At 35.7% G+C, this 20,572-nt stretch carries 17 protein-coding genes; 9 read left to right on the plus strand and 8 right to left on the minus strand.

All coding sequences use genetic code 11. From position 1 onward, the window contains the following. Window positions 1-291: 291 nt before the first annotated feature. Window positions 292-945 carry a 3-keto-disaccharide hydrolase gene (locus GQR59_RS05125; RefSeq protein ID WP_160060978.1) on the plus strand — a complete coding sequence of 218 codons (654 nt, stop codon included), beginning with the start codon at window positions 292-294 and terminating at the stop codon, window positions 943-945. Between the two features lie 14 nt (window positions 946-959). After that, the gene (locus GQR59_RS05130) at window positions 960-1,139 is read left to right on the plus strand and encodes a hypothetical protein (protein ID WP_160060979.1); all 180 of its coding nucleotides are present in this window, start codon (window positions 960-962) and stop codon (window positions 1,137-1,139) included. A gap of 127 nt (window positions 1,140-1,266) precedes the next feature. Here the strand turns inward: GQR59_RS05130 and GQR59_RS05135 are convergent, their stop codons facing one another. Both GQR59_RS05135 and GQR59_RS05140 read right to left on the minus strand, forming a co-directional pair. Further along, window positions 1,267-2,238 (minus strand): DMT family transporter, encoded by a 972-nt coding sequence (locus GQR59_RS05135; protein ID WP_160060980.1) that lies wholly within the window; start codon window positions 2,236-2,238, stop codon window positions 1,267-1,269. 339 nt (window positions 2,239-2,577) lie between these two features. After that, entirely contained in the window at window positions 2,578-2,778 is a 201-nt protein-coding gene (locus tag GQR59_RS05140; protein ID WP_201288019.1) for a YgaP family membrane protein, read from the minus strand. A 605-nt stretch (window positions 2,779-3,383) separates the two neighbouring features. Here GQR59_RS05140 and GQR59_RS05145 point away from each other — a divergent pair. Together GQR59_RS05145 and GQR59_RS05150 are read left to right on the plus strand one after the other, a co-directional pair. Next, window positions 3,384-4,193: an alpha/beta fold hydrolase gene (locus GQR59_RS05145; protein WP_160060981.1), complete on the plus strand. Its 810-nt coding sequence runs from the start codon at window positions 3,384-3,386 to the stop codon at window positions 4,191-4,193. After that, entirely contained in the window at window positions 4,193-5,122 is a 930-nt protein-coding gene (locus GQR59_RS05150; RefSeq protein ID WP_160060982.1) for a sensor domain-containing diguanylate cyclase, read from the plus strand. The genes GQR59_RS05145 and GQR59_RS05150 overlap by 1 nt, the downstream gene beginning before the upstream one ends. A 238-nt stretch (window positions 5,123-5,360) precedes the next feature. Here the strand turns inward: GQR59_RS05150 and GQR59_RS18975 are convergent, their stop codons facing one another. After that, entirely contained in the window at window positions 5,361-5,759 is a 399-nt protein-coding gene (locus GQR59_RS18975; RefSeq protein WP_160060983.1) for a DUF2061 domain-containing protein, read from the minus strand. A gap of 617 nt (window positions 5,760-6,376) precedes the next feature. Then, window positions 6,377-7,456, minus strand: coding sequence for a polysaccharide lyase family 7 protein (locus GQR59_RS05160; protein WP_160060984.1), 1,080 nt, complete (start codon window positions 7,454-7,456; stop codon window positions 6,377-6,379). Window positions 7,457-8,175: 719 nt separating this feature from the next. On the opposite strand from GQR59_RS05160, the gene GQR59_RS05165 reads away from it, so the two are divergent. The 3 genes from GQR59_RS05165 (at window position 8,176) to iaaH (ending at window position 12,158) form a co-directional block, all read left to right on the plus strand. Beyond that, a complete protein-coding gene (locus tag GQR59_RS05165) occupies window positions 8,176-8,952 on the plus strand; it encodes a DUF1223 domain-containing protein (RefSeq protein ID WP_160060985.1) in 777 nt (258 codons plus the stop codon). Window positions 8,953-9,876: 924 nt separating this feature from the next. Continuing rightward, complete coding sequence (locus GQR59_RS05170; protein WP_160060986.1) at window positions 9,877-10,650, plus strand: response regulator transcription factor; 774 nt, start codon at window positions 9,877-9,879, stop codon at window positions 10,648-10,650. 137 nt (window positions 10,651-10,787) lie between these two features. Continuing rightward, window positions 10,788-12,158: an indoleacetamide hydrolase gene (gene iaaH, locus GQR59_RS05175; RefSeq protein WP_236546726.1), complete on the plus strand. Its 1,371-nt coding sequence runs from the start codon at window positions 10,788-10,790 to the stop codon at window positions 12,156-12,158. A 237-nt stretch (window positions 12,159-12,395) separates the two neighbouring features. On the opposite strand, the gene GQR59_RS05180 is transcribed toward iaaH, so the two are convergent. Further along, window positions 12,396-12,647, minus strand: coding sequence for a DUF2498 family protein (locus tag GQR59_RS05180; RefSeq protein WP_160060988.1), 252 nt, complete (start codon window positions 12,645-12,647; stop codon window positions 12,396-12,398). 207 nt (window positions 12,648-12,854) lie between these two features. On the opposite strand from GQR59_RS05180, the gene GQR59_RS05185 reads away from it, so the two are divergent. Next, entirely contained in the window at window positions 12,855-13,874 is a 1,020-nt protein-coding gene (locus GQR59_RS05185; protein WP_160060989.1) for a transposase, read from the plus strand. 1,115 nt (window positions 13,875-14,989) lie between these two features. On the opposite strand, the gene GQR59_RS05190 is transcribed toward GQR59_RS05185, so the two are convergent. Both GQR59_RS05190 and GQR59_RS05195 read right to left on the minus strand, forming a co-directional pair. Next, window positions 14,990-15,850 (minus strand): HNH endonuclease, encoded by an 861-nt coding sequence (locus tag GQR59_RS05190; RefSeq protein WP_160060990.1) that lies wholly within the window; start codon window positions 15,848-15,850, stop codon window positions 14,990-14,992. Continuing rightward, window positions 15,843-17,408, minus strand: a complete 1,566-nt coding sequence (locus GQR59_RS05195; protein ID WP_160060991.1) for an AAA family ATPase — start codon at window positions 17,406-17,408, stop codon at window positions 15,843-15,845. The genes GQR59_RS05190 and GQR59_RS05195 overlap by 8 nt, the downstream gene beginning before the upstream one ends. 151 nt (window positions 17,409-17,559) lie before the next feature. On the opposite strand from GQR59_RS05195, the gene GQR59_RS05200 reads away from it, so the two are divergent. After that, on the plus strand, window positions 17,560-18,276 hold the full coding sequence (locus tag GQR59_RS05200; protein WP_025562441.1) for a hypothetical protein: 717 nt from the start codon (window positions 17,560-17,562) through the stop codon (window positions 18,274-18,276). A gap of 1,493 nt (window positions 18,277-19,769) precedes the next feature. Here the strand turns inward: GQR59_RS05200 and ubiG are convergent. Next, window positions 19,770-20,477 (minus strand): bifunctional 2-polyprenyl-6-hydroxyphenol methylase/3-demethylubiquinol 3-O-methyltransferase UbiG, encoded by a 708-nt coding sequence (gene ubiG / locus GQR59_RS05210; RefSeq protein ID WP_201288069.1) that lies wholly within the window; start codon window positions 20,475-20,477, stop codon window positions 19,770-19,772. Window positions 20,478-20,572: the final 95 nt, after the last annotated feature.

Here is a 20,572-nt window from a genome sequence, read left to right on the forward strand (position 1 = left end):
GACGTTAATATTCATCATTAAATGGGTATTAATGATTTCATTAAATCATTAATTTAAAAGTTCTCTTTTATCTATTTGAAAGAGACAGCCGCCAATAATGCCATATTTCTAATATTTTATCTCTATCATTGAGGCTAGTGCATATTGGATAGATTAAAGCTAAAGCTTATAAACGTTTATTTTTGATACGAAACGGTTATTAAGTCAATACTGTCGTATCGGTCGGTTGTATTTAATTTTTGGGTTACTTAGTATTGTGACTTACTTTTTATCCATCGGGTTTTTACTAATATGAAAAATAGTTTATTAATAGGTATCACTCTGGCTTTTGTCGTTTCTTGTAAAAGTACCCCGACTAACGTCACCGACGATCCAAGTGTTGCGTATTCACCTATTGTAGTTGATCAATCAAAAGCTATTTCCTTGTTTAATGGAAAGGACTTAAGTGGTTGGAAAATACATGGCACTGAACAATGGTATGTAGAAGATGGATTATTAGTTTGTGAAAATGGCGTTGACAATACTTTTGGCTATTTAACCACCAGTAAGCACTACAAAGATTTTGAATTGACCTTAGAGTATAAACAGGAAAAAAGAGGTAACAGCGGTATCTTCGTACATTCAATTGTTGAGGGTAATAAAGCAACTGGCTGGCAAGTTGAGATTGCCCCGCCAGGACATAATACTGGTGGAATTAATGCATATAAAAGAGGGTGGTTAGCTAAACCTAATTCTGCAAAAGATGCCGTAATTAAAATGGGGGAGTGGAATAAAATGAAAGTTCAGGTAAAAGGTGGCTTAATTATTTCATGGTTGAATGGTACTCAAATGGTCACTGTTAATGATTCTGAAATAAGTCAAAGTGAAGGAGGGATTTCATTACAGATTCATGGTGAGAATAAAACAAAAATAAAATGGCGTAATATTAGATTAGTTGAATTATAAGTTATAGGATTAGTTTGTTTTTTACCGGCTTGTTCTTAACAGAAGAAAAAGCTGGTAAAAAACTGGCCATTGAATCACTTTTTATCCAAGCAATTCATTCATTATATAATGTAGCGTTTCGAGAGTGTATCCATGCACTAACCTCAACTAATCCTGGCTTTATTAACATAAATGAACTGATTGGAAATGTTTAATAGTGTGAGAATTGTAGACATGTTGAATTAGGTTTTATTGTTAACTTAACGGAAAAAAGCAAGATCTAATCCCCTGAATATATTGATTAAGGTTACACCTATTGCTAATTTCCTTTGATTATAATTGTTAAGCCTTCGATTCTCGTGTAGTCAATTTGAATATAGTAGCTAGTTTATTAGCAGGTAATAATGCGAGTAGCATGCCGACCAATGAACATAGTCCTCCCGCAATATGAAACCAGTAGATTGACTCGTCAAGAAAGATAATGGCTAATATTGCACCGAATAATGGCATTAAAGTGATTGATAACGAAGCACTTTCTGGGCCAAGACGTACCACGCCATTTGTCCAAAATATGTAAGCAAGTATTGACGGGAAAACCCATAGATAAGCAAACAAACTTAGGTGTGCTAATGAGGGTAAATAAAACTTAAAAAATACCGCTTCAATAGCATAACCAATCATTAAAAAAGGGAGTCCAAGCATAACTAATAGGTATAGCACCGTTATAGCGGGCAATTTAAGTGACATTTTTTTTAATAGCACAGTAAATAATGCCCAGACCACTACAGCAACAATCATAAACAGGTCGCCTTGACTAAATTTAAGGCTTAATAGATGTGGTAAATGTCCTTTTGTTAAAATTAGTAACACACCTAATATCGATATCGCCATCCCAATCGACTGCATTAAACGTGGGCGATTACCCAGTACTCGCCACGCAATCAATAATGTCGCAATCGGTATCAGTGTATTAATTAGCGTAATATTAACGGCTGTTGTAAAATTTGCAGCCACATAAAGCAAGCTGTTATAAAGCGCGATACTTAATATCGCCAGCCCAGATAAAGGTAATAAGTGAGGGCGGATGGTTGGCCAACTTTTAATCACACGCGGCAGGGCAAAAGGTGTTAGTAATATAAATGCACCAATCCAACGGAACAAGTTCATGGCAATAGGGGCGACTTCAGGCACAAAACCACGGGCTAGAATAGCATTAATAGCCCAAAATAAATTAGTCATCAACAAGCCTAAAAAAGCCATCCATAATATACGATTGTTAGTTGATGTTGAGTTAGTTGCCACTTTGTTAGTCAATGTTCTCTCCATAGGATTATTTGATAAAAGCTTTTCATACTAATTGTTTAAAGAAATAAAAGACATAAATTAAATGTTTAACCTTAGATTTAGGGAAGGTTCACCATTAATAAATAAGTAATTCTAATTATCAGTTTAATTATCTGTCTAACTATCAGAATATGAAAATAGTTTAACTTTGGAGTTAAATATTAATGGAGGAGCGGTTTTTATTATTTTTTCTATTATCGGTTCTATGTATTGATTATATCTTGAAAAGATCATCTGCTTTAAGCTAGGTTTAAAAAAAGTAAAAGAAAATGATCTTATCTATTTTGTTAAAGTAAAATGATCAATTAATTATTCAGTTTTCTTTTCTTTGTTGCTAGTTGAAACTCCAAAAGGTAAATAAACGGGACACCAACCCAGTAGAGCAGTAAGCATTAGCACTACACCAATTGCGCCCCACCAACTTAGATACCATAAACCTATACCAATAAGCACCGCTCCGACAATAATACGCAGCGTACGATCAACACCACCTACATTTTCTTTTATCATCTTAAATTCCTATTGCTTCTAATTATCATGAAGTTAGAAAATAGCTCTAACGTAAGATATTTACAGGATTATAGAATTAAAAACATCAAGGAATAGTTAATTTTTTGATGCAAATCTAATTATATTTTAATAATAAAAATATTGTTCAGAAACGGGTTATTTTGGCGTTATAAATGCGTCTCTTTTTTGATGAGTTATTTTATATAGGTTGAACGGTAGCCTAGTCTTTGTTGGTTTTTCACTTTGCGATTTAAAAGTTTATGAATATCCGGTTTTACTGGTCTGGTGTCCAGCTTTGGTATTTTCTGGTCTTAGTATTTATGATCTTTATTTTTAACTTTAGTTTTTCTTGTCGAGAGTAAATTATCTCTGTCATTGCTTTGATTTCTTAGCAGAGAAAATGGGTGTTTTTAAGATGAAAGTATTTGGGGGGCCAGCTTTGCTATCTTTTCGTAAAATGAGACTATTTTTAACGGTCAATGACTTGAATCTCATTTTTATTCCGCGCTAGTTGGCAATTAACCATAAATTGATTTAATGAATCATCATTTTTAACTTACACTAAATGGGTATTATTTTTTAGCCACTTATAAAATGAGAGTGATATGTTTCTTCCAAATGATGTACTGGCGCGCAATAACGTCAAAGTAATTGGTAATGGGTCTAAAACATTAATGCTGGCACATGGCTTTGGTTGCGATCAAAATATGTGGCGCTTTATGACGCCTGCGCTTGAACAAAAGTTTAAAATCGTATTATTTGATTATGTCGGTTCAGGCAGTTCTGATTTATCTCAATATGATAAAGAACGCTATAGTCATCTTGAAGGTTATGCGGAGGACATCGTCGAAATAGGTGAGGCGTTACAACTCACTGATGTTATTTTTATTGGGCACTCTGTTAGCAGCATTATTGGTAGCCTTGCGAGTATAGAAGCACCTAAACTTTTTTCAAAAATGATCATGATTTGTCCTTCTCCCTGTTTTTTAAACTTTCCACCTGATTATTTAGGTGGATTTGAAAAACAAGATTTACAAGAATTATTAAATTTGATGGATAAAAACTATATTGGATGGGCAAACTATTTAGCGCCATTAGTCATGGGTGACAATAATCCAAGTGAACTTACAAATGAACTTTCTAGTAGTTTCTGTTCTACAGACCCTGTTGTTGCAAAGGGTTTTGCTAAAGCTACTTTCCTGTCTGATTATCGACATATATTAAAAGAAGTGAAACAACCTACATTAATATTTCAAAGTAAAAACGATTCATTAGCTTCCCCGGAAATAGGAGAATTTATCAATCAAAACATAACCAATAGTGAACTTGAATTGGTAGAGGCTGATGGGCATTGTTTACATATGACTCACCCTGACCAAGTCACAAACTCTATCTTTAAATATTTAAATAAATAATGAAAGATAAGCAAATCAATATTGCTTCGACTATCTCTACCTATACCCTAAATAACTTTCCTAATGGTGTCTTTATCACTAATACATCAAAAGAAATTGTTTATTGTAATGATTATTTTTCGACAGAATTAGGGTGGGAGCCCGATGCGCTGATTGGAAAAAGTGCAGACATTATTTTTACGCTCGCTTCTAAGGTTTTTTACCAAACTTATTTAATTCCAACACTCTTACACGAAAAAATTTGTGAAGAGATGCAATTAACCATGATCAATGGAAAAGGTCTTCGCATTCCAATCACCGTTAACGTTAAAACTGATAACGCTGGCCTTATTTACTGGAGCTTTTTTAACGCATCAAAACGGGATAAATTATACGAAGAGTTAATTCAAGCTAGAGAAACACTTGAACAACAAGCGGAGCAATTAAAACTACTTGCATCAACAGATGAATTAACCACTTTACTAAATAGAAGAGAAATGAAATACAGAAGTATTTTAGCGATTGAACTAGCAGCAAGATCTCACTATTCCGTTGCACTAATACAACTTGATATCGACCACTTTAAAAAAGTAAACGATGTGTATGGGCATCCTGAAGGTGATCGTGTTTTAAAAGAGCTTGGGATACGACTAAAAGAATTTGCACGAAAAACAGATTTAGTTTCTCGCTTTGGTGGTGAAGAGTTTTTAATTCTACTGCCCGATACCAATAAACAAGATGCGATATTGTTTTGCGAACGTTTACACCAATTAATAGGGGAAATTAAAGCTGGAGATTATTACATCAAAGCCAGTATAGGGCTAACGATCAGCAGGCCTGATAGCATATTTAAAACACTTTATGCTGAAGTTGATCATGCATTATATAAAGCCAAAGAGTCGGGCCGAAATAGAACAGAACTTTATAACAAAGCGTATAAAAAACCTTAGTTATGCGATCTAACGTTTTTTATTAAAATATACCTCGTTCCTTTATCTTTATAAAGGTTGATTCAACTCCTTCAACAGAGCTGAATCAACTCCAAACTAACACCTAGACTTGTCTCTTACACTTCAACATATCATTCATATTTACATTTTTAGTGATCTTAAAACCATGCGCAAAAATTGGGGGCCAAGACTTCTATACTTTTTATTTTTTTATCTTTTAAATTATGAATACATATTATTAAGCACATATAGCTTGTTCAATTTCGTACTCTGTATTTTTAGCTTTTTTACCCCATGCTTTTTCATGAAAAAAGTAAGCAAAAGAGTTTATTGCTGGCTCAATGGCTGCCATTAGTCCTCCTATAAAAGCGTCACCGGTTAAAGCATAAGTCACAGCAAAAGCAACATTGAAGTGAATGATTGCAAAGCTCACTGTTTTTACCTTGGTCATTGACTCTCGCTTTTTAAGGAAAGGCAATTGTTGCCAAGCTTTTTCATGAAAGTAAAAAGCAACGGTATTGATTGATGGCTCGATAACAGCGATCAAACTACCTAATAAAAAATTACCCGTTAAAGTGAAAGCAACGAAGGTTGCGATGCTGAAGTGAATAACTGCAAAAGTAATTGTTTTGGTCATTGTCTGTTCCTTGTAATAGATTCTCTGTTTTGTGTGGTCATTATTGATAATTGTTATCATTAAGTAAAATGGGAAGTTTCTATTCTATTGATAGGTTTTTTGATGTTAAATTTTTATTTTGATAGGATTTATCGTTTTAAAACTTTTGCTGTGAGTAAATATTCATTAAATCGATTAAAGAAGTTAGAGGGTAAGTGACGCTTTTTTATGTCTATTATTAATAAAGGTTGTCATTAAATTTCAAAACCTAAAACCTCAAAGAAAAGAATAGATATCACCATTATTAATATCTGGTCTCTTTATTAACGGTTTGATATTCATTCATAATATTTTTGAATGTAGTGCTTTATAAATGATCATTAACCAAAATATATTGATGTTTTAACGGCACTTACATTGTAGCGAGACGTTATTTTAATCAGCAAAATAGAGTGGTTAATTAAGGGGATTGGTATTATTTACTTTCATTAAATAGTAGATATAAAAGCCGTCAAGCATCAAGTGATCTCATTAAATGAGGTTCTTTAGGTAAACGGCTTTAAAATACCGAGGTTAATAGGTTAATAGGTTAATAGGTTAATAGGTTAATAGGTTAGTTGTTTAAATAACTTAATAACTTACTTATTCGGCGCCTCAGAACGGCTGAGCTCGATTTTAGAGAAAGTCGCTTGTACATAATCTCCATTTGCTTTATCAATCGACCAATCACCTGTACCAGGACAATTTGTGTACCATATTCCCGGTGCATCTTTGCTGCTACATTGGTTATAGGCACCTGCTTTAAAATAAAACCAATCTTTTTGATAACCATTAGGGTTATCCAATGCGTCTGCTTTGCCGTAAGCATTAATATTATTTGATAAATCAATTTCATACTTAACTTCAGGTTGATTTTTGGTTGTGAAGGTTAAGTACATAGTATTGTCGTGAACGTTAATGATATAGCTAAACTCTTCTCCTAACGCGATACCTTGGTCACCTGGTTCTGCAGGGTTTTCCCATGAGTTTCCCCACACAGGGTAGGCGACATCAGTACGGTTTGGATCTCTTTTAGGAAGGTTTTTTTCGTAGGTCCAAAAAACAGAGCCTTTGGTATGGTTAGGCCATTTTTTATAATAAATTTTAATCGGCTCGTTACCCCAACCAAACGCGTCATCGGTGTTATATAACAGGTTGTCATCTTTCCCTGCATGTATTTGCCCAACAACAACTGAGTAGGCTGGTGGCTTATTTGGGTAACCTGCATGCACAGAAACAGCATCCACTTTTAATGTCGCTTCTAATTTACCGCCTATATCAGCAAATTTTTTTGCATTAGGGTTAGCGGAAAGTGCAAAATTATTACGTTTAGACTTGGGATCGCCTCCATAGTCACCACTCATCATTTGTCTAAACTCACTACGTGTATTAGTTGAGCCACCTGTGGTTGCAGCTTTGTTTGGCGCCGCAAAAACAACACCATGATCAGCATTCGCATAGAAAAAATTAGGATCGTAAAAAGCATTAATACTACCGACATCAACTTCTCTCGCTTTGCCGCTATTGCCTTCTAACGGAAGCGTTATTTTCCAATAACTCAAGTCGGTAATATCAGCAGGCAATACACCACTAGCTGGAGGGGGAAGCGTACAGCCAGATAAAAGTAATGATACGCTGATACTGGTAAACAAATATTGTAGAGGTGGTATACGCTTCATAGAAACTTCCTAAGTAAATGCATGCTGTAGATTAAGCTAAAGTATAAGAATAACCTTAAAGCCATTTTTATTTGCATTACAATAATATTTATTGTGATGTGAATCTCTCAAAATAAATATATAGGCGATTGATAAATAAGAGGTAAAATAAGTGATTTGTGATATTTATATAAACGGATTCCTATCTTAATAGTCTTAAATCCACGCTTAAACTTACTAGAAGTCGCCATTGATTTAGAAAAACTCAATCAAGGAGAGTGAATGTAGCCAGGTTGAATAAGTGTTTTTGTAATTAATTGATTTTATTCGTATTATTTTGTAGATGTTCAGCTTTGAATTACAAAATAAATTAATTGATTGGGAAAGTTAGGGGGCTAAATTGTAGCCATATTGAGTCAGTTTTTATCGTTAACTTTAAGTGGTTTATCACATCAACATTGTCGTTAAATTAGTCATTTTTTATTTTTAATGAAATCAAACTCCTTCCTGCTTGGTCTATTAAACGTGACATCAAAGATTTTAATCAAACACGATCATGTTCAATCAACTAAATATCGATTGAATTGCATTTATTTTACATATTTCGGTTGAGTTTAGTTTTTGTTAACTGGGAAATTTAAAATAAAGATCTGACTGCATCTTTTAAGTCTATTTAGGCATTTCAATAGAAAAATGAAGTGAAAAATAAGTTAAATCTTCTCGTTATGAAAGAGGTCATTATGAAAAAATTAATTACATCTGGTTTGTTAACCATTGCTATGTTCGGTCAACAACAAGTATTAGCCGAAACGTTTAATAGTGGAGTTGATTCTGTTGCGTTAGTTGAACTTTTTAGTTCTGAAGGTTGCCATTCTTGCCCACCTGCCGATGAAAAATTGAGTCAGTTGTTAGATAGTCCACAATTATTTAAAAAATTTGTTCCTGTCGCTTTTCATGTCGATTATTGGGATCGATTAGGGTGGAAAGATCCCTTTGCTACTCCAGAATATACCACTAGGCAATATAACTTGTTATCAGAAAGTGGTCGTAGAGGCGCTTACACACCAAACTTCATTATTTCGGGTAATGAATGGAAGGGTTTCTTTAGAGGGCGCTCTATAGAAAGTGGCGTAGATTCCTTTGCAAAAAACTCAATTGGCAATTTAAAAATAGATTATCAAGCATCAGATTCTCAGCACGAAGTTAAAGCAGTTTTCTCGCCTGACAAAGAATTTATTGCAGATAAAAATAAGCCATTGATTTTATCCGTTGCACCATTAGGGATGGGGCTAAAGAGTGATGTGAAACGTGGTGAAAACAGTAATAAGCAACTACACCATGAATTTGTGGCGTTAGATTGGCAAAAAATTCCGATGACATTTGAAAATAATCAATGGGTAGCGACGTTGAATTTATCTAAAGGGGCACATAAAGAACAAGCACAGGCGATTAGCGCATGGGTAAGTAACGAGAATAGTCTCACTCCTATTCAAGCAGTCGGTGGTTACATCAAATAACATTTGTAGACGATATTTAATAAAAAGCTAATCACTGTTTATGTGATTAGCTTTTTATTGGTTTCTTTATTAAAAACATAAAGATAGCGGTAACGAATTCAATTAGTAACAGCAAAAGGAGCGCAGAGCTTAGTTTGTTCATGACGTCAGGGTATGCAGAGTTTAAACCGCTGGTGAAACTATGCTGGCAGAGAACTCACCTCCAATCCATTTTTAATCTGAATAAATAACTATCTTCTTAAAGCACCACTCATACGCCATGTCCATGTGGTGAACTGAGCTAGCAACGACATCCGAGCCTTAGCTTGCTAAAGGAAAAAAGCAATATCTGAGACCAGATCTTCTTCGATAAAGGGTTGGAGTGATTTATCATTAATCTCTAAGAACTGTGATAAGCGAGCGCACTTGTGCCTCATTGAGGTAGTAATTACTGAAGCTAAAGACGAAGGTTACCGTTTAACGTCAGCATTCATAAGCATTAGTTGAGATGTGTGACTGATGTGTATTTGTAACATCAACAATAGTAAATTTTAGGACCATATTTGTACAGCAAACTGATGGAGCAGGGTTGTTTTATTAAAAAGAGTAAAGAACTTTATCTCGTCTATTGGCCGGGCTTTTCTAATGGGTAACCCTGATGACTTATTTACTAGCCAAAATAGGTTTATTTTGGTGGCGTTAATTTAATGAATATCTAGATTCATTTTATTCATTCTATTTGAAATATAGTAGGTATATGCGAAGACATAAAATCTAATTGAGAGTTTATTCTTGATAATTTGTATGTCACAGTGATAACTATTGTTTAATTAAAGAACTAAATATATTGCAGGAAAATTTAATTTCAAGTCAGTAACTAGTGCATAAATTATGCACTTATTATCAGGTTCTAAGTATTTTTAAATAGTCTTAAACGGAGAGGAAATGTATCTGAAAGATAAAGAGTCAAATCTCATTTTTTCTATTATGAGAGACTTGAGTGGAGACTTTGATCACTTTGAAATTCGCCAACGTGTCGGACAAAGTTTACTAAAATTGTTGAATGCAGATCATTTCGCTTCGTATGTTTGGGATGACGATACTAATAAATTTGTAGCTGGAATTACAATCAATATGGCGGATGAGAATATAGCCCGTTACGATGACTATTATCAGTTTAAAGATCCCATTACGCCTTCACTCCAGCGTCGTAAAAAAGCAACGCCTGTCAGCGAAATTATGAGCCATGATCGTTTAGTGAAAACAGAATTTTACAATGACTTTCTTAAGCAAGACGGACTTTGTTATGGTATGAACTTTTTTGCTTATGACCGTAGTTCAAATATCGGAGATGTGAGAGTTTGGCGCGCTGAAAATAAGGAAGACTTTTCCAAAAGAGATGCTGAAATTGTAAACGCTATTGGCCCTAGTTTTGTCAATGCTCTTATTCGAGCACGTCAGCCTAACAATGAAAGTCCAATCCTACGTTTTGCAGTTATAGGCGAAAAATTCCATTTAACACCTCGTGAAAACGAAATAGCAGATTTACTTGCCATTGGCTCATCAGACGACGAGGTCTGTTCAAAACTACTTATCTCAAAACCTACGTTACGCTCTCATATCACCGCGATTTTTAAGAAAACAGGCCTATGTAGACGAACCCAGATAGCTCAATTCCTTACAGACCATTCAGGGTTTATATCAAAGTCATATCGGTAAAATAGCTAGCACTCAATCGCTCAGAGAAATTAAGACTTTCGTGAAATATCATCATTAATGATGATATCCTCCATTACCCCTAGCTGATAATTTATCTAGACAACTTATAGGGGTATCCAATGATATTAAAAACAATGATGGGTGCGGCGGAATTGATCCGTCAGCTTGAAAAAAAAGAAATCTCAGCAGTAGAATATGCTAAAGAAACTATCCTCCATGAGGAAAAGAACACTCACCTCAATGCGGTATCTCATTTTGATGCAAACCTTCTAATCCAAAGCGCAGAAAAGGCTGATGAAACAAGAGCGAAAGGTAGAAACGGACCTCTCTGTGGCGTGCCTATCGTTCTAAAAGACAACATCAATACCAAAGCTTTTCCGACGACCGCTGGTACAACTGCACTTCTCAACAATACACCTAAAAAAGATGCTGGAGTGGTAACCGCTTTGCTAGAAGCTGGAGCTTATGTCGGCGGAAAATCGGGTATGCACGAACTTGCCTTTGGTATCACTAGCAATAATGCGGTTACAGGTGCAGTTCGTAATCCACACGATCCTAGTAAAATTCCGGGTGGGTCATCTGGTGGCTCAGCTGCTGCCGTAGCGGCAGGGATATTTCCAGTTGGTCTAGGAACGGATACCGGAGCATCGGTACGCCTTCCTGCTGCTTTATGTGGCATTGTCGGCTTTCGTCCTACTATTGGACGATATTCTGGAGATGGTGTCGTGCCATTGAGCCCTACTCGTGACACGGTCGGGCCATTGGCACGTCATGTTGAAGACATCATTCTTATAGACAGTGTTTTATCAAGTCGCACTCACATTACAAAAAAGAAAGATCTCAGAGACGTTATTTTAGGTGTGCCTAAAGAAGTCTTGTTTGATAACCTAGATCCCGCTGTTGAAATAGCAGTGCAGTCAGCACTGAGGGAATTTGAGCGTGCTGGAGTGAAGCTTGTTGAAATAAGCCTTGCTGACGTTTTTCAACACAATGAAGCCGTTGGCTTCCCTGTTGCACTCTATGAAGTTATGCGAGAACTACCTGAATACTTAAAGCAATATGCACCAGGAATTTCTTTTGAAGAACTTGTTTCTAAAATCGGGTCGCCAGATGTGGCTGGCATCATAACCAGCCAACTAGGCAGCGATGCCATTCCAGAAGCTATCTATCGTGCTGCAATGGATATCCATCGTCCTGCTATGCAGACTTTGTATGCTGACCTGTTCAAACAAAATGGTTTATCCGCCTTAGTATTTCCGACTACTCCAACGACTGCTTCCAACATAGGAGATGATGAAACTATCTCTATAAATGGAAAACAAGTTCCAACCTTTCCAACATTTATTCGTAATACAGATTTTGGTTCAAATCTGGGTGTTCCTGGTATTTCGATTCCTTGTCCGACCGTATCAGGATTACCTGTTGGTATTGAATTCGAAGGCCTAGCAAAAAAGGATGAAGAACTCATCGCATTGGCACTATCTGTTGAAGAACTGTTCACAAAATAAAATACAGGAAATATATTAACGCTCCTAAGTTAACTACTTATATTCAGTAGTTTGGCTATCGACGCCATATTAGAGAGCGTACATATCATCAATCATTAACTTAAACGATCAAAAAACATCTCTATTATTAAAAGAAAGAACCTTAATTTAAAATAATGAAAATATTTGGAGTCTACCATTGTATTTTCCCTATTCTTTTTTGGGGTAATAAAAGTAGGTAGTTAGGTGTTCACGCTTTCAATCAACTAATGTGTATTTATTTGAAAAGTGGTGGCAGAGCCATTTGTATAGGTTGAACGCAACCATACTCTTTGCGGTTGGCAGACCCTCTGCATCTAAAAATGACTCACCTTTAAAGGTGATGACGCCGTGTTGTTCTGACACTCTTTCTACTTTAATACCTTCGATAAAATCTTCATGCTCTGGTAACTGTGCATTGGCTAGTTTAATAATATTTTCACTGTTAATAGTTTGTTTGTCGTTGTTCATTGGTTTATTCCTGTAGTAAGTACTTATAGGTATTATATTACATAGAGTCACAAGTAAACCGCAGCTAAAGCAAAGAACCGCTAAATAACAAAAATTGCGCGGAAATTGCGGACGGAGGAAATTGCGGACACCCATCTATTTGAATAATTGTAATGCTTAGACTATCTTTTAGAAATGCTTATTTCTGCATCTAGGAGGTAGTTCGTTATGACTCAATCTCGCCAATCCCAAGTATCGTTATCTGATACCCCTTATTATCATTGTATTTCTCGCTGTGTTCGTCGAGCTTATTTGTGTGGAGAAGATAAATACACGGAAAAATCATTTGAACATAGACGACAATGGGTTGTTGAGCGTATGCATTACCTAGCCTCTTTGTTTAATATCGACATTTGTGCCTACGCTATCATGTCTAACCATTATCACCTTGTATTACATATCGACGAAGCGCTTAACGAAAGCTTAAGTCATGAAGAGGTTTGTGAACGATGGTGTCAGCTTTATTCAAAACCTATACTCGTTGAGCGTTGGCAATCAGAGCAAATAGTCTCTGAGGCTGAAAACAAAGCCGCATTAGCTATTATCGAAGGATGGAGAGGAAGATTAGTGGATATTTCATGGTTTATGCGCTGTTTAAATGAATTCATTGCGCGTAAAGCCAATAAAGAAGATGAGTGCTCAGGACGCTTTTGGGAAGGTCGGTTTAAATCTCAAGCATTATTAGACGAAGATGCGTTATTAACTTGCATGGCTTATGTTGATTTGAATCCAGTGCGAGCAAAAATGACTGTCAGTGTAGAAACGTCAGAATATACATCTGCTTACGAACGCCTGTTACCTTGCAAAAAAGTTGGTGTTGCCCAACAGCAAGAAAAGCCACTAAAATACACTTTTACTAAAAAACCCTTATTTGGCTTTGTGGGTGATGATAGTCAACATAATAATGAAAACAACATTCCAGGTATCCCATTTTCATTATTAGATTATATTGAGTTAGTTGATTGGAGCGGGCGAATAATAAGGGAAGATAAACGTGGTGCTATTTCAAATCAACGACCTAGGCTATTATCAATGCTTGGTTTAGATGATGATACTTGGTTATCACTAGCCAGTAGTTTTGGTAAAGATTATCACGGGGCAGTGGGGTCGTTAGAAGCATTAGCGACTTATGCAAGTAACACTGGTAAACGCTGGATAGCGAGTAAGAATCAATTACGACTGCATTAACCTGTACATTTTTCTATTCACAACATAATAAAATCCTCTATTAGCTACCGCTAAAGTTTTTCATATTTGAAAAAGTCATTATTTGCCACAAACACCCTCAAATTTATATATCTTACGATTAAATAAACTATTTTCGTTATTACTTTTATTTTTGACTAATGAAAATGGCTTTGTTTTTGGTTGTTTAAATTAATGGATGTCCGCGTTTTTCGTTTTAACGCAATGAGTGGGTGTCCACAACTTATTATTACCAATTCGGTTTTAGTATTGGCTCGTCTGCGCTCATCGAAGCATTTCGATACTTATTAACTTTGGTTTCGCCCTGTCGGCGAGTTCATTTTCTTTATACGAACAAAGAAAACAGAACCAAAAGAAACTCGCCCCAATTCGTTTTTTAATCTGAATAAATGATAGCCTTCTTAACGCACCGCTCATACTCGACATCCATGTCTCGAAATGAGCTAGCAACGGCATCCATGCCTAACCTTGCTAAAGGCAATCATTGATTCAGAAAAACTCAACGGGGGGAATGGACGTAGCCACGTTGAGTAATATTTTATTGTAACTATTTGATATTGCTTACTTCATGATTGGGTGTCCAGCACTTTGTAATGGCTATATTGTTTATTTCGGGTTCTGGTTCGTCTTTGCTCGTCCGGTCAGTTTGAATATTATTTACAGTGTTTTCGCCCTGTCGGCGACTCTACTTTTTTTGTCAGAAGAAACTTTTTACCCACAACACACAAAAAAGACTGACCTCCGATTCGTTTTTTTAATCTACTCTTTTGGAAATATAGTAATAACTGCCTTCTTTAAGCACCGCTCATACGCCACATCCCTGTGGCGAGCTGAGCTAGCACGTCTGCTCAGGACACAATACTGGCGTATAATTCGCTACCTAACCTTGCTAAAGGTATTTCTTGTTTCAGAAAAACGAGACGGAGGGGCTTGTTGTAACCGCATTGAGTAATGTTTTATCGTAACTAATTGATATTTCTTAACGCAATGAGTGGGTGTCCACAACTTATTAGTCAGCAGCAAATAAAAATCAATCTAATCTTGATTTACAAAGAGTGACCATATATGTCCAGCACTTTACACTTTCTTGCTTCCCGTTATTCACTAGCCTCTCCAGCACAAAACCAATTATCTCTAGCTAATGCTCTATTAAACGTGCCTAAAATAGAATTAGGGGGTTCATTATCAGCAATTTTTTTAAAATGATCTTTAATGCCCTCGGAACCTATAATAGGTAAAAGAGTTTCAACGGTTGTAACCGCAGATTGAATATTTAATCCAGCTTGAATTGAAAAACGCTCCCCTAAATTAAAATCTTTAAAATGATTTATTACTCTTTGTTTTGATGGTTTATCCCAATTAGTTGGAGGTTCGACTATATATACAACAGAAGGTGGGCATGTATGCTCAATATAAGCAGTAATCCAAATATCATTATAAAATTTAGCCTCAGAAAAATATGGATGCAAAGGTTGCTCTTCTATTGTAGTTAAAATAGAGCTACCTTTACCCTTATTACATTCCGCACATGCAGGGACTAAATTATCAGGAACAACTGAAAATAAAGGATAACGCGCCTTAGGAAGGTAATGATCTAAAGTAGTTACATTTCCAAAGCTACAAAACGGACAAACGCTATTAGAAGATGCTCTTAAAATATCATAAATGCTCCTCGAAGAAGTTCCTGACTTTGAAAAATACCCACCATATAAATTTATTAAATTATCTTTAGTGATATCATCTACAATGTTATCACTACCGTGTCCATGCCTAGCACATGAAAAAAGGTGTAACTCAGGCACGACTGCTCTTAGTGCATATAATCTACTTTGAGAAACAATTTGAGGAAGGATTTTTGACATCTTATTTTTATATATAATATTGCTACCTTTGATATCAGACAAGCAACTAAGGTAAGTATCTCTAACCAATAAATCAGGTGGGTTTAATTTATTCATTAATAGCACCAATTTTTTTATCTCTAGATGCAATTAAAGTCCTTAATAAAACTTGCCCTTCATACCCAATTTGATAACTATAACTTTCAAAAATATCATCGAAATCTCCACCATTTTTTACAGATTGTTTCAAAGTATCTATAAAACTCGACTTCTCTACTTCAAGCCCAAAAACTTCTCTTGTTAGTACTCCTACGTTTTCTCCAAACGTTTCAATTGCTGGCCTTACGATAGTAGATTCTTTACCGTAACGAGTAACCTTCCATGCGCAACTTTTTGGTATTTCTTGAAGAACAACAGGTGAGTGAGTAGCAACAATTGCCACTCCATTTCGACTTAAAAGTAAATTACTTAAGGCTCGAATAAATGCAGATAATAATGGTGGATGCAAGTGACTCTCTGGTTCATCAATTAAAACAAGAGTTTTTTCTTCAACTTTATCAACTAGCTTTGTTATTGTAAGTAAAACTATAGCATGTCCAGAGCTCATTTTACTCAGTAGAAAAATAGCTGCTTTTTTGAAATTATCCTCCTCATAGAGAACAAGTTCAGATAAAGCCATATCTGCAAAATTAACGTCGGACTCAAGCGTTTTAATAGCATTGAGCCATTGCTCTTTTTTATCTTTTTGAATGAAACATGACTTTAAACTAGTAACACATTCAGCTCTTAATTGCTCAATATCTTTAAGAGTTACATCTTCTTTTTTTTGGTGTGCTTTCTTTAAACCTAAATAATAATAACATGTACCTTTAGATGGGTCAGAACGTTCTTCAGGAGGTGTAAATGGGTCAAATACACTAAATGAAACTGAAACAATACTGCTAAAATAAGAAGGGCCTATTTCTTTGGAACCAACAAAAATATTATCGTTATCCGTAAATATACCAAATGTGTTTTGTTCTCCTTGCTGCCTCCCTATAACACTTGAAATCATATTATTTAAAAGAGTGGTTTTCCCTATACCGTTCCGACCAATAATTGCGTGAATATTACTTCTTGGTATTGAATTAGGGGAAACTTTAAAACTTAATTCTAACTCTGAAAATTTCTCACTAACTGGTCTTTTAAATGAGAAATCAAACTTAGTTAATTCTGCAAGACCTTTTAGTATTCTGGTAAATTGTCCTGTAATAGTGCTTAAGCTAGTAGTCCTCATCAATGAAGTCCCAAAAACACTTTCATTTTTAATTAAATCTACTAACTCAGGAAAGTAAACTACATCTTTCAGTCCACTCAATAAAGAGTCGCTGCACTCTTTAGATAGTGCGGTATAAATCGTTTTGTAATAGCCAGCACTTGAGCTTAAAGAAAAAAAACTATCTGGTAGTTTAATGAAAGCTCTTTCTAATTTTGAATGAGTACTTATCTCAGTAGTTTGTCCTTTAAAACCAATTTTTATGTTACCTAAATCATGTTTTTTTCCTAACTCATCGAAAAGAGTTAAATAAAACATTGTTACAAATGAATAATCATTCCAATTATCAATATGTAAATAAGCAGTATTTATTGCTTCATTTGGAGTTCTTTGATTGCTAGGTACTACAATAAATTTCATTTGAGACTTATCCTAAAATGTTGAATTAATTTATTTAAACAAATATTGATATTTCCTAAAAATATTAATTTAATTTTTATTGTTTTTTAATCATAGAAATATATATTTAATGATATTATTTGAGTTTATTCTTATATCATAAGTGTTAAATATGTTTAATGCAGCTCAAAATATTATTGAAAAAACTGAAGCTTTGTTATTAAGTCAATCAACTCGGTATAAATTTTGGAGTAAGTTTACTAGGAATGTAGTTTTACCATTTAAGTATATGTTTATGGGCTTTGAAGATTTATTTAAACATATTCCTTTTTTTGTCTTTACATTAGTCTCACTATTAGCGGTTAGTGGATTTTTTTTTAGTTCCATAGACTTAATCGAAACAGTAAAACCGTTTATGATTTACATTTGCTTCGTTGTAACTTTGATTTTGATTTTATTTGCAGTTCCTACAACTTTTATTAGTGGGGGAGTTAATTCAAAACATATTATAGATACTGTAGGATTTATTAATGAGGAAGATATATACACATCAAAAGAAGTAGAACTTTTAGAGCAAAACTTCAACTTGTTATTTGAAAGTATTAAGAGTCGAATTAAGTTGTATCAATGGGGCATTGGTGTGTCTTGGGCAATATATATGCTTTTCTTTAATTTAGGGATAAGAGTGTTACTAAATGTTGAAGGTGGAATTACAAACAAAACTGCGATAATGGAACATTTTTTATCGTTTATTCTAGCAATCCTTATTACTCTCGTGGCATTGATATTAGTTGCTGCATATAAAGTAGCAAATGAAAGAGTGATAAAAACAATTCAGTTTGCTTGCGTCCAACAAAAATATGATATTGATTATCATAATGGCGATTAAATATTAATTCGCTAGGTGGAATTAATACTCACATAGCTACAATTCTCCACCGTCAAGCTTTCCCAAATAATTAACGCATTTTAGTAACACCAAACGGGATGTTTGGTGTAGTTGAGGCTAGTGCATGGATGCACGTCCGAAATGGTACGTTTAAAATACGTTAATTGGTTGGATCAGAAAGCGACTCAGTGCCAGTCTCTTTGAACTCTTTGTAGGCATAGGTTCTCTACGGGTCTAGAGAAAATAAATTCGCGGACAGGGCGAAATAAATGTAAATTAAAACGTTAATGTTCTGACGAGCGCAGACGAGAAATAACAAAACAGAAAGTAAAAACAAGCAGGCTGAAGCCAGCGCCCCGAAACCCCATAATCCGTAAGCCAAATACTAAGTTAACAAACTGAACTAACAACTCTTGATTTAGCTGTAACAAGGCCTTGTTCAATGCTGCTGTTACGATAACTTCCCCGTTAAGTTTTTCTGAATCAATCACTGCCTTTAGCAAGCTAAGGCATGGAGCGAATTATGCGACAGCATACTGTTATGAGCGGGCTAAGCTCTGCGTGCCCTCTGCCGTTGCTAGCTCAGTTCGAAACATGGATGTCGAGTCTGAGCGGTGCGTAAAGAAGGCAGTTATTACTTTATTTCTAAAAGAGTAGATTAAAAAACGTTATGGGGCGACTTTCTTTTCCATATTACAGGTATAGGTTTTCTTTGTTCGTATAAAGAATCTTGCTTATTCAGACTGCGAAACTACGTTTCGGTTCTTGAATCGCGTCTTAGTAATAAACCACACTCAACGCGGCTACAACTCCCCACCGTTGAGCTTTCCCAAATCATACATTACTTTTAGCAAACCCAAACAGGATGTTTGGGTTTGGCTCGTTCTGGCCATGGATGGCCAGCAAGAACCGGTGCCGTTATAAAAGCTTATTTAAAAACATAGGTATTATTTGGATCAGAAAGCGATTCAGTGCCAGTCTCTTTGAATTCTTTGTAGACATAGGTTCTCTAAGGGTCTATAGAAAGTAAAGTCGCCGAAAGGGCGAAATCAAAAGCGAATAAATATCAAACAGCCTCGACGAGCGCAGACGAGCAACAACTCCCCGTCAAGTTTTTCTGAATTAATCACTGCCTTTAGTAAGGTAAGGCAGGGATGCCGTTGCTAGCTCAGTTCGAGACATGGATGTCGAGTCTGAGCGGTGCGTAAAGAAGGCAGTTATTTATTCAGATTAAAAAAACGTTATAGGGCGACTTTCTTTTGGTTCTGTTTTCTTTGTTCGTATAAAGAAAATGAACTCGCCGACAGGGCGAAACCACTGCGAACAAGTATAAAGCTGACCCGACGAGCGCAGACGAGAAATAACAAAACACAACACAAAGTAAAAACATGCAGGCTGAAAAAAGGAATCGCAGAGCTCTTCCGTTCATAACACTAGCCTGTCGGCTAATTCACCCTGCCCCCGAAAATCAACACACAATAAACAACGAAAAACTAAACCGCTTTAGTACACTTCAACATATAATTCACATCCACATTCTTGGTGATCTTAAAATCACTAGTAAACGGACTATATTCCACACCACACAAATCATCACACTGTAACTGCGTTGCATCAATCGCATTCAACAACTGAGAAGGGCGAATAAACTTCTCATATTCATGTGTGCCTTTTGGTACCCAACGTAACACATGCTCTGCGCCTAAAATCATCATCAGGTACGCTTTCCATGTTTTATTGATGGTTGAGAAATAAACGGTGCCACCGGGTTTCACCAAATCACAACAAGCTTGAATGACGGATGCCGGGTCGGGCACGTGCTCTAGCATTTCCATGCAAGTTACAACATCGAACGCCTGTGGATTAGTTTGGGCAAATTGTTCCGCAGTGGTTTTTTGGTAATCGACTTTGGTTTGTGTTTCTAATGCGTGTAAGCGGGCGATTTGTAATGAGGCATGTGCCATATCAATGCCCGTCACTTCTGCGCCTTTAATGGCCATGCTTTCCGCTAAAATACCGCCACCACAACCGACATCAACCACTTTCTTTGCGAAGAGTCCGTCTACGCCTTGTTCTATATAATCTAGGCGAGTTGGGTTCAATAGGTGTAGTGGTTTGAAGTCGCCTTCTAGATCCCACCATTGCTCTGCCATCGCAGAAAACTTTTCAATTTCTTGCTGATCTACATTCGCTTCTAGCACATTGTCTTTTAATAAAGTTGCTTGTGGTTTGTTATTCTGTGATGGATTTTGTTCAGCCACGCTATTGTCATCCTATTTAGTTACGGTTTTTATAT

Source organism: Psychromonas sp. L1A2 (genome assembly GCF_009828855.1).
In the GTDB taxonomy this organism is placed as follows: Bacteria; Pseudomonadota; Gammaproteobacteria; order Enterobacterales; family Psychromonadaceae; genus Psychromonas.